This is a genomic window from Massilia sp. WG5 (assembly GCF_001412595.2).
GTDB lineage: Bacteria > Pseudomonadota > Gammaproteobacteria > Burkholderiales > Burkholderiaceae_D > Telluria.
This window is the reverse complement of the sequence record NZ_CP012640.2, coordinates 4,145,263-4,161,441: the sequence shown is the minus strand read 5'-3', so window position 1 is coordinate 4,161,441 and position 16,179 is coordinate 4,145,263. Positions and strand designations below refer to the sequence as shown.

The window sequence follows — 16,179 nt, the reverse complement described above, 5'->3', positions numbered from 1 at the left end:
CGGCTCCTTACGCGATGGTCTTCGCGGCATCCTTGATGGCCGCGCGGATCCGTTGGTAGGTGCCGCAACGGCAGATGTTGCCGCTCATCGCGTTGTCGATGTCGGCGTCGGTCGGCGTCTTGTTCACGCGCAGCAGCGCGGTGGCGCTCATCACCTGGCCGCTCTGGCAGTAGCCGCACTGCGGCACGTCGTGCTTGACCCAGGCATCCTGCACGGCCTTGCCGACTTTATCGCTTTCCATCGCCTCGATGGTGGTGATCTTCTGGCCGGCGGCGGCGGAGATCGGCGTGATGCATGAGCGGATCGCTTCGCCGTTCAGGTGCACGGTGCAGGCGCCGCACAGGGCCGCGCCGCAGCCGAACTTGGTGCCGGTCATGTTGAGGTTGTCGCGCAGCGCCCAGAGGATGGGCGTGGAGGGATCGGCATCGACCTGCTGGTCGCGCCCGTTGATGTTCAGAGTGACCAAGTGAGTTTCCTTCGGTTTGGACGTGCTGCTGTTTTGTTTTTAAATACCAACGTAAAAGGGCTTCGGAAAACCGTAGCGAGCGGCGGCAGGTGTGGCCGAGAAGCGCAGCTGTACTTACGGTACAGCGAGCATCGCAGGCCGCACCTGCAACGCGCAGTAGGTTTGCCGAGGCCCCATCCACTATTGCTTGATCGATTCCAGCTTCTTCTCGAGCGTCGGCAGGTCGACCGCGCCCGGGATGCGGGTGCCGTCGGCGAAGAAGATCGCCGGCGTGCCCTGGATCTTCAGCTTCTGGCCCAGCGCCAGGATCTTGTCGTTCGGGGTCTCGCAGCTGGCCGGGGCCGCCGGTGCGGCCTTGCCGCCGATCATCCAGTCATCCCAGGCCTTGACGCGGTCGGCGGAGCACCAGATGTTCTTCGACTTCACGAAGGAATCGGGAGACAGGATGTTGTACATGAAGGTGTAGATGGTGACGTTGTTCAGATCCTTCAGCGCGGTCTGGCGCAGGCGCTTGCAGTAGCCGCAGTTCGGATCTTCGAACACGGCGATCACGCGCTTGCCGTCGCCCTTGACCTGCTTGATGGCGGAGTCGAAGGGCAGGTCCGAGAACTTGATCTTGTTGATGTCGTCGATGCGCTCGCGGGTCAGGTCGCGGGTGGTCTTGGCATCGTAGACGTGGCCGATGACCAGGTATTCGCCCTTCTTGTCGGTGTACAGGATGTCGCCGGCGACGCGCAGCTCGTACAGGCCACCGTAAGGCGTTTCCTTGATCGACTCGATCTTGGCCCCGCCCAGGCGCGGCTCGATGTTCTTCTTGATGGTCGCTTCGACCGAATTCTGCGCGCCGACGCAGGACGTGATCAGGCCGGTCGCCAGCAGGACGGCGAGTTTGGTCTTGCCCATGAATTCATTCCTTAAAAATTATTTGCCCACTTATTTGCCCATCGCGTGAGCGATCAGTCTGCGCTTTACCAGCGGCAACTTATTGAGCAAGTTTAATCCCAAATTCCGGATCACGCGCACAGGTTCAAGATTGGCGCCGAACAAACGTTCCAGCCCATCGGTGGCCAATTGCATGAGGAGCACGTCTTCCTTGCGGGTTCTAGCATAGCGCGCCAGCACGCGCTCGTCGCCGATGCCGTGCTGTGCTTCGCGGGCATTCACGACCCGCAGCAGGTCGACGATGTCGCCGAAGCCGAGGTTCATGCCGTGTCCGGCCAGCGGATGGACGGCGTGGGCGGCGTCGCCGATCAGGGCGACGTGCGGCGCGACGATCGCATGCGGACGCACCAGCGCCAGCGGGATCGCCTTGACCGCTTCCGGTTGCAGGGGCTTGAGCAGGCCCAGCTGCTCTTCCGAGTATTCGCCGAGGCGGATCGCCAGTTCGCCGAGCGACTCGTCCATGATGGTGTCGGCCAGGGTTTCCGGCGCCGACCATATCAGCGACACCTTGTTATCCGGCAGCGGCAGCAGCGCAATAATGCCTTCCTTGCAAGTGAACCACTGGCGGGCCACGTTGTGGTGCGGCTTTTCGCAGGAGAAATTGGCGACGATGGCGCGCTGGTGATAGGAGCGGTAGTCGATGCCGATATCGCACTGGCCGCGTACCCAGGAGTCGCGGCCGTCGGCGCCGAGCAGCAGCTGGGCTTCGATTGGTGCGCCCTCTTCCAGCTCGACCCTGGCGCCGAGCGGACTGCTGCTCAGCTTGCAGGCGCGGCCGGTGACGATGTCGACGTTCTGGGCGAAGCGCAGGGCCGCGTCCAGCGCGGTGTTCAGGTTGCTGTCCTCGACGATCCAGGCCAGGGTGCCGGTGTGGGCGCCGAAGGCATCTAAGCCCAGCTGGCCGCCCTGCTCGCCGTCGCCCTTGACGTCCATGGCGTCGACCGGGGCCACGCGCGCCATGTCGAGTGCGCCCCAGACCTTCAGCGAGGCCAGCAGCTTCTGCGCCGTATGGTTGAGCGCATACACGCGCACGTCCCAGGGCTTGTCGCCGCCGGACGACGAGGATGCGGACGCCTCTTCAGCACCCGGACGCGCGGGCGGCACCAGCAGGGTGACGCTGTGCCCGGCCTGGGAAAAGCCCAGGGCGGCGGTCTTGGCGATCGCGCCGTTGCCGACGATGCAGACGTCGCTGCGACGGGCATCGGTGCGATATTGTGCGGAGGAAGAGGTCTGTGTAGTCATGCGGACATTATATCCCTTTGCCTTGGGGCGGCTTTGCCGTGCCGTGCCGGGCTCGCGCTGCCGGGTTTGAAAAAATTGCCGCCCGGGACTTGCGGCCTTGAAAACCACTGGCTATAATCATGCCTCTCTTGGCCTGGTAGCTCAGTTGGTAGAGCAGAGGATTGAAAATCCTTGTGTCGGTGGTTCGATTCCGCCCCGGGCCACCAAGAATTCAGTAGTAAAACAAAACGCCACCTTCGGGTGGCGTTTTTGTTTTTCATAAGGATACTGCCATGACGACCTTTCCTCCCTGCCCCGCTTGCGGCTCCACGCTGACCTACGAAGACGGCTCGGGCAACTACGTCTGCCCGGAATGCGCGCATGAGTGGCCGGTCCGGGCCGAAGCCGCCGCCGCCGAAGCGGTCCGTGTATGGCGCGACGCGGCCGGCAATCTCCTGCAGGACGGCGACGCCGTCACCGTCATCAAGGACCTGAAACTGAAAGGCGGCGGCGGCGTGGTCAAGCAAGGAACCAAGGTCAAGAACATCCGCCTGGTCGACGGCGACCACGACATCGATTGCAAGATCGACGGCTTTGGCGCAATGAGCCTGAAGTCGGAATTTGTCCGGAAAAGCTGAGCTGAATTAAGGCTCCATCCCACCGCTTCCGGTTCAGGGCTTCGCCGCCGCCAGCGCCTGCGCGATCCAGCTGTCGAACAGCTGCTGGTGGTACTTGATCCAGCCTGCCGTATGGCGCGCGATATCGGCCTGCGTGTTTTCGCCCTTCCGCATGCGCTCGTTTTGCGCATTGATATCGGCAATCGGCAGGCGCATGACTTCAAACAGCTTCACGGCCGCCGGATTCTTGTCGGCCCAGGCGCGATTCACGACGATCCGCGTCGTATTGACGGCAAAACCGTAATCGCTGCCATCGTCGAGACGGGTATTGGCCTTCTGCGGATTCGACGAGAACGGCACCTGCAGCCAGACCACATCCTTGCCCGGCACCAGTACCCCGCTCACCCAGTAAGGCGTCCAGGTGTAATACAGAATGGGTTCGCCGCGCTGGTAGCGGCCGATGGTATCGGCAATCAGGGCGGAATAGCTGCCCTGCACATGCTTGACCGTCGGGCGCAGCTTGTAGGCGTCCATGTGGTTCTCGATCATCGCCTCGCAGCCCCAGCCCGGATTGCAACCGGTCAGGTCGGCCTTGCCATCGCCGTCATGGTCGAACAGCCGGGCCAGCGCCGGGTCGCGCAGCTGAGCGATATTCGTGATGTGGTACTTCTCGGCCGTCGCCTTGTCGACCAGGTAGCCTTGTGCGGCCGGGCCGGCGTATTCGCCCACGCGCAGCAGCTTGGCGTCGCCGCCGGCATTGTTGTAGTAGTCCCGGTGCAAAGGATCCCAGTGCACCGCAAGGAAGGTCGCGTCGCCGTTGGCGACGGCGATGTGCGCGGTCGGGTATTCGACTTCCTTGATCGGCTGCGGCTCGTAGCCCAGCTGTGCCAGGGCGCGGTCGACCAGCATGGTCTGGAATGTCTCCTCGGCGATCGGGCTTTGCAGCGCCTGCACCTTGATGCCCTTGCCGGGCAACCCGGCAGCCGGCGTTTGCGCCATCGCCAGGGTGGTGGTCAGGGCGAATGCGGCCAGCGCCAGGGCCGAAAACCATTGGAACCTGCGCTGTCTTTTATAGGTGGCCTTGAATTGTTCGATACGTTGCATGATGTCCTTTCTTGTCATTGCGCGGTCGCGGAGCGGGCAGGCGCGGCCGCGTCGTCGCGCGCCGCACCGCCGCGCACCAGGCGCAGGATGATGCCGGCCGGCCCCGTCTGGTACCAGTGACGCACGCCACGGCGCGGCTGCCCCATCGCCTGTGTCAGGCGGTCCAGCGTGATGGCCAGCAGCACGATACCGAGACCGCCCACGGTGGCCAGGCCCATATCCAGGCGCCCGATGCCGCGCAGCACCATCTGGCCCAGGCCGCCGACCGCGATCATCGAGGCGATCACCACCATCGAGAGCGACAGCATCAGCGACTGGTTAATGCCGGCCATGATCGAAGGCATGGCCAACGGAAACTGTACGCGGCTCAGCAGCTGCCAGGGCGAGGCGCCATAAGCGCGCGCCGCCTCGACCAGGTCGGGACGCACCTGCCGGATCCCCAGGTTCGTCAGGCGCACCAGCGGCGGCAGCGCGAAGATGATGGTGACGATCACGCCCGGCGCATTGCCGATACCGAACAGCATTACCACCGGCACCAGGTACACGAAGGCGGGCGTGGTCTGCATGGCGTCCAGCAGCGGCCGCAGGATGTTTTGCGCGCGGTCGCTATTGGCCAGGACGATCCCGAGGGGCAAGCCGATCGCCAGGCAGAAAGCCAGCGAGGTCAGCACCAGCGACAGGGTGATCATCGCTTCCGGCCACACGCCCAGCATCGACAGGAGCAGCAGCGCCAGCACGGTGCCGATCGCCAGCGTACGGCTGGTAAATTGCCAGGCCAGCAGGCCGATGATGACGATCACCGCCAGCGAGGGCATGGCCAGCAGCAGGTCGCTGACGCCATTCAGCGTCGCATCGATCGGCGCCCGCACGGCCTGGAAAAACGGACGACAATGCGCGACAACCCAGCCCAGGCCCCGGTTGATCGAGTCTTCCAGCGGCAGCGAACCATTGAATAGCTGCGTCAGGTGAAAGCCCGTGTCGTGCGCGGACGCGGCGACCGGATTCGCGGCGTCGAGCCAGGACGTGTCGGTCGGCGGCGTCGGCAGCCATGGGTTGACCTGGGCTGGCTTCGCGGCGATAGCGGTGCTGGAATTCATGCTTGTCCTTTCTGTGTTTGTGGCTCCGCAATGGGAGGCGTATCGCGGTCGAGGAACTTCAGCAAGGTGGTCTTGCTGATGGCGCCGCGGAAGCTGCCGTCGTTGCCCACGACGGGGACGGCGTACGGCAGTTGCGCCACCTGGCCGAACAGGCCGGCAACGGGCTCTTCCGCATTAATCGTCTGCACATCCGGTAGGTACGCATGCGCGAGGCCCAGCGGACCGGTATGGCCGTCGAGGGCGCCGCGCAGCGAATCGGCCGACACCACGCCGAGGAATTCGCGCCCGGGATTGACGACATAGGCATAGGCGCGATCCTGCTCTTCCAGCATCGACAGCGCCGCACGCGAACCGCGGGTCGGCGATTCCGACACCACGATCTGGCTCTTGCGGGCGATGTCGCCGGCCTTGAAGACGGCCGCGGCATCGACGCCGCGCACGAAGTTGCGCACGTAATCGTTGGCAGGCTTGCGCAGAATCGCTTCCGGCGTGCCCACTTGCACTACATGCCCATCTTTCATGATGGCGACCCGGTCGCCGATGCGCATGGCTTCATCGAGGTCATGCGAAATGAAGACGATGGTGCGGCGCTTGATCTGCTGCAGGCGCAGCAGCTCCGACTGCATTTCCGTGCGCATGATCGGGTCGAGTGCGGAAAACGCCTCGTCCATCAACAGGATCGATGGATCGCAGGCCAGCGCGCGGGCCAGTCCCACACGCTGCTGCATCCCGCCAGACAACTCGTCAGGATAACTGGCGCCATAGGCCGCGAGGCCGACCTGGTCCAGCGCCTGCCGGGCCAGCGCATGGCGCTCGGATTTGGGAATGCCGGCCAGCTCCATGCCAAACGCGGTGTTGTCGAGCACGGACACATGCGGCAGCAGCGCGAACGACTGGAACACCATGCTGATGTCCTTGCGGCGCAAGGCGCGCAACTGCGCGTCCGGCAGTGCATTGATGTCATTGCCGTCGATCATGATACGGCCGGCGGTGGGCTCGATCAGACGGTTCAGCATGCGCACCAGGGTCGACTTGCCCGAACCGGACAGGCCCATGATGACGAAGATCTCTCCCGCCTCGATGGTAAAGGTGGCGTCGAACACACCGATGGTACATTCGGTCCGGGCCAGGATTTCCTGCTTGCTGGCTCCCTGGTGGACCAGCGCCAGTGCCTCGTCGGGCCGGTCGCCATATACCTTGAAGACATGGTCGATGATGATTTGTTTTGCCACGTTGTGGTTCTCCTTCTGGTTGGCAAAGGCAATGCAACCCCGTAGCGACCGGCTTCAAGCGAAGCAAGGGCGCATCAGCGCAGGCAATCGACGAACAGGGACGAAGCACGCTTTTCCGGCGACAGGCAGCCGGCGCAGGGTGTCATTGGCGTGTCAAAAGAGGCTGGGCTCAGGACTTTCAAGCACGCAGGCGCCACGCACATGCATGGCGCCGGGATAGTTGACGAATAGCGTCAACCGACGACGGATATGGGCGCATGGCCCAGGAATGATTTCCCGCGAATTGCGAGGGAAACCTGTACTGCAGATATATATTTGAACCAATGTATTGCACGAATGATAGCGCAAATAAATATGAAAGTCCAGTGGTATTTTCGCTTTACTTGTGCTAATAAAAATTTGCCAACGCCGAGGCGTTGGCAAACGATGGCATTCATGCGTGCCTGCGGGCTGGTGCCGCGCGGCCTGCAATCAATGGAAGAACAGATAGATCAGTACCAGAACAATTGCCGGCACGCCCAGAATCCACGCCAGGAAATATTTGCCCATGATCGTGCTCCTTTAAAATGTTGTGCAATGAATACGGTTCCATGGTGGCTTGAGCACGCGTCGTTGTCCGTACGCTAATACACAATAGGCGCATACGGAACGGCGGAGGTTTTCGCACAGGACTACAATGGCCGCGCAGTTCACACCGATTCGCGTACTGAAACTTTCACTGGAGACGCCCATGAAATCAGTCAGCCTTGGTTCTGCAATCCTCCTTACCCTGTTCTCCCTGTCCGCGCACGCGGCCGATCCGCCGGTCAAGAAAATGAACGGCATGCTGGTCGACTCGAAAGGGATGACGGTCTATACCTTCGACAAGGACACCGCCAACAGCGGCAAGAGCGCCTGTACCGGCGGCTGCGCGGAAAACTGGCCGGCCGTGCATGCCGACAGCGGCGAAATGTCCGCCCCCTACTCGACCATCACCCGCGACGACGGCAGCAAGCAGCTCGCCTACAACGGCAAACCGCTATACACCTTCGCCAAGGACAAGAAGCCGGGCGACAAGCACGGCGACAAGGTGAAGGACATGTGGCACGTCGTGACCGACTAGCGCTCCTGCTGGTCGTGCTCGGCGTGGCCGCTGCCCAGCCCCATGCCGAGCCCCATTCCCATGCCGCCGCCGGCAGCAGCCCCGCCGCCGCCACCTCCCTTACCGCCGCCACCACCGCCCTCGCCCTTGCCGCGGGCGCCGCTGCCCTGGGTGCGGGTCGGTCCCTGCAGCGGAATCGCGACATCCCGTGGCATCGGCGCCAGGTCGAGGGCTTCGCGGATGAAGTCGCGCAGCGAGACGACCAGCTCGGCCGTGTGAATCGGGCGGCCGGCCGCCATGTCGCGCGCGGCCTGGCCGGCCAGCCGGCAGTGCTCTTCGGTGCCCAGCAGCAGGATGTCGGCCAGCGCCGCCTCGACCGCATCGCGGATGCGCCGCGCGCGGTCGGAACCGGGCGGCGTGGGCAGGTCGCGCAGATGGGTCGGGTCGACCGTCAGCTCGCCAGTGAAGGAGCCGCCCAGCGTTTTATAGGCCGCGATCAGGGTCCGCAGCCGCTCGTTGATCTGGCGGTTCATGCGCTCGCGGCGCTGCTGGATCGTCTGCATCATCAGCACGCGGATGCCGACGCCGACCAGGGTGACGACGGCGAGCGAGAGGAAGGTCGTCAGGACCGCATGAAGGGAACTGAAATCCATGGCGCGCATCATTTCCCCGCCAGCTCGCGCATCCTGCGCCGGAGCTCGCGCTCGCGCCGGTTTTCCTCGGCCCAGTCGATCTGCATCGCGCGCCACAACGCGAGCACCATCAGCACGATCACCAGGGTCAGCGGCAAGGCGAACACGATGGTCGCGGTCTGCACCGCCTGCAGGCCGCCGGCCAGCAGCAGGCTGATCGCGATGCCGGCCACCAGCGCGCCCCAGATGATCTTGACGCGGGCCGGCGGATTCGGATTGCCGCCGGTGCTCATCATGCCCAGCACCAGCACCGCCGAGTCGCCGGAGGTGACGAAGAACACCAGCACCAGCAGGGTGGCGACGGCCGACATCACGAGGCCGAAAGGCAGTGCGGCGAACATGGCGAACAGGCCGGTGGCGACGTCGTTCTTGACCGCCGCGGCGATCGGCACGTGCTGCCAGATCTGCATCGTCAGCGCGCTGCCGCCGAAGATCGAGAACCAAAGGAAGGCCACCAGCGACGGCGCCAGCACGGTGCCGATGATGAATTCACGGATCGTGCGCCCGCGCGAGACGCGCGCGATGAACAGGCCCACGAACGGCGACCACGAAATCCACCAGGCCCAGTAGAAAATGGTCCAGGTGCCGACCCAGTTGCTGTCCCGGAAAGGCGTGGCGTGCAGGCTCATGCGCACGAAATCGCTCAGGTAATTGCCCAGCGTATTGGTCAGGGTGTCGATGATCGCCACCGTCGGCCCCAGCAGGAACACGGCCAGCGCCAGTAGCGCCGCGAGCACCATGTTGAAGTTCGACAGCAGCTTGACGCCCTTTTCGACCCCGCTCACCGCCGACAGGATGAACAGGGTGGTGGTGATGACGATGATCGTGACCTGCCAGGTCTTGCTGACCTCGATACCGAACACGGCTTGCAGACCGCTGTTGATCTGCAGCGCGCCCATGCCCAGCGAGGCGGCGACGCCGAAGGCGGTGGCCACCACCGCCAGGCCGTTGAACAGTCCGGACAGCGAGGCCACCTGCCGCCAGGGCAGGCTGCCGGTCACCGTGCTGATCAGGGCGTCGCCATTGCGGCGGTACTGGAAGAAGGCGATCGCCAGCGCCACGACGCCGTACACCGCCCACGGATGCAGGCCCCAGTGGAAGAAGACGTAGCGCATCGCCGCATTCGCCGCTTCCGGCGTGCCGGACTGGATGCCGGGCGGCGCCGTCATGTAGTGGGAGACCGGCTCGCCCACGCCCCAGAACACCAGGCCGATGCCCATGCCGGCCGCGAACAGCATCGAAAACCAGCTGAGGCCCGAGAATTCCGGCTCCTCGTCCTCGCCGCCCAGCTTCAGGTCGCCATAGCGGCTGAAGGCCACGAAGGCGGCGAACACCACCAGTCCGAGCACGGCCCACAGGTAGAGCCAGCCGAAGTCGCGGGTGAGCAAGGCCAGCACGTCATCGAGGACGGTCGCCATGTTCTTCGGCGCGAAGATCCCCCACAGGACCACGAGCAGGATGAACCCTGCCGATAAAATCATTTGCATCGAAACTCCTTTTGCCAGCCCGAGCATCGATTATATTTTTGCAAACATATATTCGTCGCACCGATCGCTGGCGCCAGGGCTAACGCACCACCTGCAGCTTGACCTGCTTGCCCTCGCGATAGGTGTACAGCGTCAGCGCCGCATTGTGCAGGTCGCCGTTCGGGTCGAAGGCAATGTCGCCGGTCACGCCGTGGTACTTGATCTTCGCCAGCGCCGGCAGGAAGGTGGCCGGGTTGGTCGAATTGGCCTGCTGCATGGCTTGGGCAAAGACCATCGTCGCGTCGTAGGCATACGGCGCATAGGTCTGCAGCGGCATCTTGTAGCGCTGGCGGTAGCGTTCGGCGAAGGCGCTGGCCGCCGCCTCTTCCGCGGCGCTGCCGACGCCGCCGGCCACCACGCAGATCACCTTGTCGCTGCCGAGCGCGTCGCCGGCCAGTTGCGGCAGCTTTTCCGAGCACACGCCGTCGCCGGACACCAGTTTCGCCCCGATGCCGAGCGCCTTCATCTGCTTGAGCATGGGACCGGCCACCGCATCCATGCCGCCGTAGAAGATCACGTCGGGCTGGTGCGCGCGGATCTGGGTCAGGATCGCGTTGAAGTCGGTCGCCTTGTCGTTGGTGAACTGGCGGCTGACCAGCTGGGCGCCGCCCACCGCCTTCACGCCTTTCGTGAATTCGTCGGCCAGGCCCTGGCCGAAGGCGGTGCGGTCGTCGATCACCGCGATCTTCTTCGCCTTCAGGGTCTTGATGGCATAGCTGGCCAGCGTGCGTCCCACCAGGCTGTCGCTGGCCACCACGCGGAAGGCCGTCTTGTAGCCCTGGCGGGTGTACAGCGGCGTGGTCGCGGCCGGCGAGATCTGCGGAATGCCGGCGCTGTTGTAGATCTTCGAGGCCGGCACCGTGGTGCCCGAATTCAGGTGGCCGACCACCGCCACCACGCCATTGTCGACCAGTTTCTGCGCCGCCGCCGTGCCCATCTTCGGATCGGCGCCGTCGTCCTCGGCCTGCAGCACGAAATGGATCTTCCTGCCGCCGATGGCGAGGGCTTTCGCGTTCAGGTCGTCGATCGCCATGCGCGCCCCGTTCTCGATATCCTTGCCCTGGTGGGCGCCGGTGCCGGACAGCGGCGACACGCTGCCGATTTTTACGTCAAGCTGGGACTGGGCCTGCACCGCGGGCGCGGCCAGGATGAGGGCGAACAGGGAATACATCGTCGGGCGCATGGCTTTCCTTTCAATCGATGACACATTGTAATGAAGATGCGCAAGAAATCCGATTTGCCCGTGAAGCTGTGCGCCCACTGCGCCCTGCCCTTCAGCTGGCGCAAGAAGTGGGAACGGGACTGGGACCAGGTGAAATATTGTTCGGAGCGCTGCCGCCGCGCCGCCAGATCTGCGGGCGCAAGCTGAAGTGGCCAGACTGGCTCTACAATATTGCCAACCCGATATTGGAGAGACAGCCATGCTATTGCCCCGCATTCCCTGCCGTTTGAAGTTCGCCATGAGCGCCGCCCTGGCGCTGGGCGCCGTGGCGGCGCCGGCTTCGGCGGCCACCACCATCCTGTTCGTCGGCAACAGTTTCACCTACGGCGATCCGGCCGGCGCCGCGCCGCTGGTGCGCGAATACCGTCCCGACACCGTTACCGACCTGAACGGCAGCCATCTCGGCGGCGTCCCGGCCCTGTTCAAGGCCTTCACGCTGCAGGCGGGGCTGGACTATGAGGTGAGCCTGGAGACCGCGCCCGGCAAGGGCCTGGACTGGCACTACGACAACAAGCTCGCCACCATCGCCAAACCCTTCGACAAAGTGGTGCTGCAGAGCTACAGCACGCTGGACGGCGCCCATCCCGGCGATCCGGCCACGCTGGTCAAGTATTCCGGCCTGCTGGCCCGCGCCTTCCACGACTGCAACCCGGAGGTCGACGTGCGCCTGGACGCGACCTGGTCGCGCGCCGACCAGACCTATAAACCGGGCGGCGCCTGGTACGGCCAGCCGATCACCCAGATGGCCATGGACGTGCGCGCCGGCTACGACAAGGCCAGGCTGGCGTCGGGCCTGATCAATGGCGTGATCCCGGTCGGCCAGGCCTGGAACCGGGCGATCGCCAACGGCCTGGCGGACGACAATCCCTACGACGGCAAGCTCATCGGCATCAACCTGTGGGCGCCGGATGCCTACCACGCCAGCGTGTACGGCTACTACCTCGAGGCGCTGACCATCTTCGGCAGCGTCACCGGCCGCGATCCGCGCTCGCTGGGCGGCGGCGAGTATGTGGCGAAGGAACTGGGCATCGGCACCGCGACGGCCGCCGCGCTGCAGCGGGTGGCGGCGGAACAGCTGACGGAGCAATGAGGGATTTGTGACGCGCCGTCACGAATCGGCGGCCGGCGCCGCGAAGTAGGCCATGTCGCGTTCGATGGCCGGCGGCAGCGCTTCCTTCAGCAGGTCGATCCAGGCGCGCGTCTTCGCATCCACGAAGCGGCCGGACGGCAGCAGCGCGAAGATGCCGATTTCCGGCGAGCGCCAGCCGGGCAGGATCTGCACCAGCTTTCCACTGCGCAGGTCGTCGACCACGCTGTAGGCGGGCAGCAGGACGATGCCCATGCCGCTCAGCGCGCCGTCCAGCAGCACCTCGGTGGTATTCCCGACCAGCGGTCCTTGCGGGTCGAGGGTCGCGCGTTCCGTACCGCGGTCGAGCTGCCAACTGGAAGTGAAGGAGGAATTCACCAGGCGCAGGCAGGTGTGCCGGCCCAGGTCGTTCGGATGCTGGGGCGTGCCGCGCCGCTCCAGGTAGTCCGGCGCCGCGCACAGCACCGAGAACATGCGGCCCAGCTTCAGCGCCACCAGGGCGGAATCGGGCAGGTACTGCGCCAGGTAGATGCTGACGTCGATGCCTTCCGCCAGCAGGTCGGGCGGGCTCTGCGACGAGCTGTATTCGACGGTCACGCGGGAATTGGCCGCGCAATAGGCGGACACCAGGGGCGTCACGTAGCGGTTGCCGAAGGCGGTCATGCTGGTCACGCGCAGGCGGCCCGACGGCTCGCTCGCACCGCCGCCGACCTCGCCTTCCGCCTGGGCCACCATGTCGAGGATGGTCTTGCAGTGGGCGGCGTAGCGCTCTCCTGCTTCGGTCGCGGCGATGCGCCGGGTGCTACGGTGCAGCAGTTTGGCCTGCAGGCGGTCTTCCAGCAGGGTCACCAGGCGCGAGACTTGCGCCTTGGACATGCCGAGGTGTTCGGCGGCGGCCGTGAAGCTGCCGCCATCCATCACATGCACGAACGCGTTCATGGCATGCAGCAGTCCGTAATCGAGATCCTTGCGCATAGCCATTCATGTTACCCGAGCGGCTGCCCTAAGGTCGCGTCTTAGTTGGTCTGGTACAGCGGGTTGTCCGACACGTAGGCGGTGACCGGATGGTTCAGCAGGCCTTTCGGCGCGATCAGTGCCAGGTCAAAAGGAACGACGTGGGCGCTGCCGTTCTGGAAGCTCCAGCTGAAGGATTGGTCGCCGACGACGAAGCGGACGGTGGTGCCGCCGGTGACGTTGACATGGCGGGTCGCATCGGTGATGACGATGACCTGGTCGACCGGGGCCTGGGCCGGCGCCGCATTGCCGCGGAAGTCGGCCGGCTGGACGACGGCCAGGGCGGCGCTGCCGGCGCTGGCGAGGGTGACGGCGGTGAGGACGGAGAGAAGCAGCTTGGTGTTCATGATGGTTTCCATTTCGATGTGCACGGCGCCGCCACGGCGCCGTGCGTTGTTCTGGTGTGCCACCTGGCGACGGTGGCACGTCAGTCGCTTTGTTGTGGGCGTTTTGCTGACAAGCAAATGGTAATTGCCAGCATCGAAAGGAAAAATAGGGGTGGAAGGGATTGTTTGTTACGCATCACGTAACAATCGATCCAAATGCGTCGTCCCCGCGCAGGCGGGGATCCGGAGTTGCATATGTACTGTCGTACTGTCAGATCAAACAGAGCGTGCGTTCCCGCCTGCGCGGGAACGACGGACTGATCAGTCTTACCAGAAAATCACCCGCTCCTCGGGCGCCAGGTACATCTTGTCTCCCGGCTTCACATCGAAGGCCTCATAAAAGCCCGGATGGTTGCGCAGGCTGCCGTTGACGCGAAATTCGGATGGCGAGTGCGGGTCCGATTTCACTTGCGCGATCAGGGCGGCGTCGCGCGCCTTGCCGCGGCGGGCCTGGGCCAGGCCCATGAAGATGCGCTGCTCCGCGGTGTAGCCGTCGATGACCGGGGCCGGCTTGCCCTTCAGCGAGATCCGGTAGGCGCGGCTGGCCATGATGGCGCCGGCGTTGTCGGCGATGTTCTCGCCCAGCGTCAGCTCGCCGTTCAGGTGGTAGCCCTCGACCGGGCTGTAGCCGGCGTACTGCGCGACCAGCACCTTGCCCTTGGCGGCGAATTTCTCGCCGTCTTCCCTGGTCCACCAGTTGCGCAGGTTGCCGTCGCCGTCGTACTGCGCGCCCTGGTCGTCGAAGGCATGGCTGATCTCGTGGCCGATCGAGATGCCGACCGCGCCGTAGTTGATCGCCGGTTCGGCGTCCGCATCGTACAGCGGCGACTGCAGGCGCGCGGCCGGGAACACGACTTCGTTCTTTTCCGGGCTGTAGTAGGCGTTCACGGTCTGCGGGGTCATTTCCCACTCGCCGCGGTCGACCGGCTTGCCGAGCTTGTTGATATCGAAATCGTGGGCGAAGCCGCGCGAACGCATCACATTGCCGACCAGGTCGTCACGCTTGACCGCCAGCGCGGCGTAATCGCGCCATTTGTCCGGATAGCCGACCTTCACGGAGATCTTCGCCAGCTTGGCCTGCGCCTGCTTCTTGGTGGCATCGGTCATCCAGTCCAGGGTATCGATGCGCTCCTTGTAGGCCAGCAGGAAGTTGTGGACCATCTCCTCGACCTGCTGCTTGCGCTCGGCCGGGAAGTAGTTCTGCACGTAGACCTTGCCGACCACTTCGCCCAGGTCGCGGTTGATCTCGGCGATCGCGCGCTTCTGCAGCGGACGGTTGACCTTGGCGCCGGTCAGCACGGTGCCGCGGAAGGCGAAGCTCTCGTCGACGAAAGGCTGCGACAGGTAAGGCGCGTAGGCACTGATCAGGCGGAAGGCGAAGTAGGACTTCCAGGTCTCGACCGGCGTCGCGGCGATGATCTTGTCGAGGCCCTGCAGATACGAGGGCTGGCTGACGATCACCTCGTTCGCCTTGCCAGCCACGCCGCAGTCCTTCAGGTAGGCGGCCCAGTCGAAGCCCGGCGCCAGCCTGGCCAGGTCGGCGAGCTTCATCTTGTTGTAGCCCTTGACCGGGTCGCGGTTCTCGACGGCGCTCCATTGCGCCTTCGCGATCGCGGTTTCCAGCGCCACGATGGCCTTCGCCTCGCGCGCCGCGTCCTGGTGGCCGGCCAGGGCCAGCATCTTCTCGACGTGGGCCTGGTACTTGGCGCGGGTGTCGGCCAGCCTGGCTTCGTCCTGCAGGTAGAAGTCGCGGTTGGGCATGCCGAGGCCGGACTGCGAGATGTCGACGATATAGCGGGTCGAATCCCTGTTGTCCTGGTGGACGCCCATGCTCACGGGCGAGCCGGCGCCGAGGCGCTCGAAGCGGGCGGCCAGCACGGCCAGCGCCTTCTTGTCCTTCAGCGCGTCGATGCGCGCCAGTTCCGCCTTCAGGGGCGCGAGGCCGAGCGCGTTGCGGCGCGCCTCGTCCATGTAGCTGGCGTAGAAGTCGCCCATCTTCTGGGTGTCGGAACCCGCTTTCGCATTCCTGTCCTGCGAGGCCTGCTCGATCAGGGTACGGATCTGGGTTTCGACCTTGTCCTGGGCGACGTTGAAGGCGCCCCAGCTGGAGCGGTCGTTGGGAATGTCGACGTCCTTCAGCCACTTGCCTTGCGAGTAGCGGAAGAAATCGTCCTGCGGGCGTACCGCGGCGTCCAGGGCGCCGGTGTCGACGCCGGAGCGGGCATGCGCTGCCGCCTGACCCGGGGCTGCGGAAGGTGCGTCTGCCGCCGGGTTGGCGGCAGGTGCGCCGGCGTGGGCAAGGCCGGCGAACAGGCCCGCGATCAGGGCGCTGCACAGGGTACGCTTCATTGTTTTGTCTCCATGGGTGAATCGGGGGTTGCCGATCCTAATTTAAACTTCGCCCTGTGCCAAGGTTTCTTCGATGCATATGAGCGCCCATACAGTGCCCGGCCGGCTTGATTCCGCGGCTGCCGGCCCCATGTCAGGTAAAG

At 64.6% G+C, this 16,179-nt stretch carries 16 protein-coding genes and 1 tRNA gene; 5 read left to right on the top strand and 12 right to left on the bottom strand.

The genetic code is table 11. The annotated features are described in order from the left end of the window. Window positions 1–7: 7 nt before the first annotated feature. The 3 genes from AM586_RS18550 to AM586_RS18540 all read right to left on the bottom strand — a co-directional run bounded on the left by AM586_RS18550 (window position 8) and on the right by AM586_RS18540 (window position 2,650). Entirely contained in the window at window positions 8–466 is a 459-nt protein-coding gene (locus tag AM586_RS18550; protein WP_047826592.1) for a (2Fe-2S)-binding protein, read from the bottom strand. 180 nt (window positions 467–646) lie between these two features. Further along, entirely contained in the window at window positions 647–1,369 is a 723-nt protein-coding gene (locus AM586_RS18545; RefSeq protein WP_047826591.1) for a DsbC family protein, read from the bottom strand. A gap of 30 nt (window positions 1,370–1,399) precedes the next feature. Next, entirely contained in the window at window positions 1,400–2,650 is a 1,251-nt protein-coding gene (locus AM586_RS18540; RefSeq protein ID WP_047826590.1) for an FAD-dependent monooxygenase, read from the bottom strand. Window positions 2,651–2,780: 130 nt separating this feature from the next. On the opposite strand from AM586_RS18540, the gene AM586_RS18535 reads away from it, so the two are divergent. After that, window positions 2,781–2,856 (top strand) — tRNA-Phe (locus AM586_RS18535). A 66-nt stretch (window positions 2,857–2,922) separates the two neighbouring features. Beyond that, window positions 2,923–3,267: a zinc ribbon domain-containing protein YjdM gene (locus AM586_RS18530; RefSeq protein ID WP_047826589.1), complete on the top strand. Its 345-nt coding sequence runs from the start codon at window positions 2,923–2,925 to the stop codon at window positions 3,265–3,267. A gap of 33 nt (window positions 3,268–3,300) precedes the next feature. On the opposite strand, the gene proX is transcribed toward AM586_RS18530, so the two are convergent. From proX to proV, 3 genes are read right to left on the bottom strand one after another with little or no spacing between them, the layout of a single operon-like run. After that, window positions 3,301–4,350, bottom strand: a complete 1,050-nt coding sequence (proX, locus tag AM586_RS18525; RefSeq protein WP_052234467.1) for a glycine betaine/L-proline ABC transporter substrate-binding protein ProX — start codon at window positions 4,348–4,350, stop codon at window positions 3,301–3,303. Between the two features lie 14 nt (window positions 4,351–4,364). Further along, window positions 4,365–5,447, bottom strand: coding sequence for a glycine betaine/L-proline ABC transporter permease ProW (proW, locus tag AM586_RS18520; protein ID WP_047826588.1), 1,083 nt, complete (start codon window positions 5,445–5,447; stop codon window positions 4,365–4,367). Then, window positions 5,444–6,679, bottom strand: coding sequence for a glycine betaine/L-proline ABC transporter ATP-binding protein ProV (proV, locus tag AM586_RS18515; protein WP_047826587.1), 1,236 nt, complete (start codon window positions 6,677–6,679; stop codon window positions 5,444–5,446). The genes proW and proV overlap by 4 nt, the downstream gene beginning before the upstream one ends. Before the next feature lie 730 nt (window positions 6,680–7,409). Between proV and AM586_RS18510 the strand changes: the two genes are divergently transcribed. Continuing rightward, window positions 7,410–7,781, top strand: a complete 372-nt coding sequence (locus AM586_RS18510) for a lipoprotein (RefSeq protein ID WP_047826586.1) — start codon at window positions 7,410–7,412, stop codon at window positions 7,779–7,781. Here the strand turns inward: AM586_RS18510 and AM586_RS28255 are convergent. The 3 genes from AM586_RS28255 to AM586_RS18495 form a co-directional block, all read right to left on the bottom strand. Next, window positions 7,778–8,422 carry a hypothetical protein gene (locus tag AM586_RS28255; protein ID WP_047826630.1) on the bottom strand — a complete coding sequence of 215 codons (645 nt, stop codon included), beginning with the start codon at window positions 8,420–8,422 and terminating at the stop codon, window positions 7,778–7,780. The genes AM586_RS18510 and AM586_RS28255 overlap by 4 nt on opposite strands. Further along, window positions 8,422–9,939, bottom strand: a complete 1,518-nt coding sequence (locus AM586_RS18500; protein ID WP_047826585.1) for a BCCT family transporter — start codon at window positions 9,937–9,939, stop codon at window positions 8,422–8,424. The genes AM586_RS28255 and AM586_RS18500 overlap by 1 nt, the downstream gene beginning before the upstream one ends. A 79-nt stretch (window positions 9,940–10,018) precedes the next feature. Then, window positions 10,019–11,161: a branched-chain amino acid ABC transporter substrate-binding protein gene (locus AM586_RS18495; RefSeq protein ID WP_047826584.1), complete on the bottom strand. Its 1,143-nt coding sequence runs from the start codon at window positions 11,159–11,161 to the stop codon at window positions 10,019–10,021. 30 nt (window positions 11,162–11,191) lie between these two features. Between AM586_RS18495 and AM586_RS18490 the strand changes: the two genes are divergently transcribed. Together AM586_RS18490 and AM586_RS18485 are read left to right on the top strand one after the other, a co-directional pair. Further along, window positions 11,192–11,347: a DUF2256 domain-containing protein gene (locus AM586_RS18490; RefSeq protein WP_082439397.1), complete on the top strand. Its 156-nt coding sequence runs from the start codon at window positions 11,192–11,194 to the stop codon at window positions 11,345–11,347. A 52-nt stretch (window positions 11,348–11,399) separates the two neighbouring features. Then, window positions 11,400–12,290: a PEP-CTERM sorting domain-containing protein gene (locus AM586_RS18485; protein ID WP_082439396.1), complete on the top strand. Its 891-nt coding sequence runs from the start codon at window positions 11,400–11,402 to the stop codon at window positions 12,288–12,290. Window positions 12,291–12,308: 18 nt separating this feature from the next. Here the strand turns inward: AM586_RS18485 and AM586_RS18480 are convergent, their stop codons facing one another. From AM586_RS18480 to AM586_RS18470, 3 genes are all read right to left on the bottom strand, one after another. Continuing rightward, window positions 12,309–13,262, bottom strand: a complete 954-nt coding sequence (locus tag AM586_RS18480; RefSeq protein WP_047826582.1) for a LysR family transcriptional regulator — start codon at window positions 13,260–13,262, stop codon at window positions 12,309–12,311. Window positions 13,263–13,303: 41 nt separating this feature from the next. Beyond that, entirely contained in the window at window positions 13,304–13,648 is a 345-nt protein-coding gene (locus AM586_RS18475; RefSeq protein ID WP_047826629.1) for a CzcE family metal-binding protein, read from the bottom strand. Between the two features lie 306 nt (window positions 13,649–13,954). Next, window positions 13,955–16,036 carry a M13 family metallopeptidase gene (locus tag AM586_RS18470; RefSeq protein WP_047826581.1) on the bottom strand — a complete coding sequence of 694 codons (2,082 nt, stop codon included), beginning with the start codon at window positions 16,034–16,036 and terminating at the stop codon, window positions 13,955–13,957. Between the last annotated feature and the right edge of the window lie 143 nt (window positions 16,037–16,179).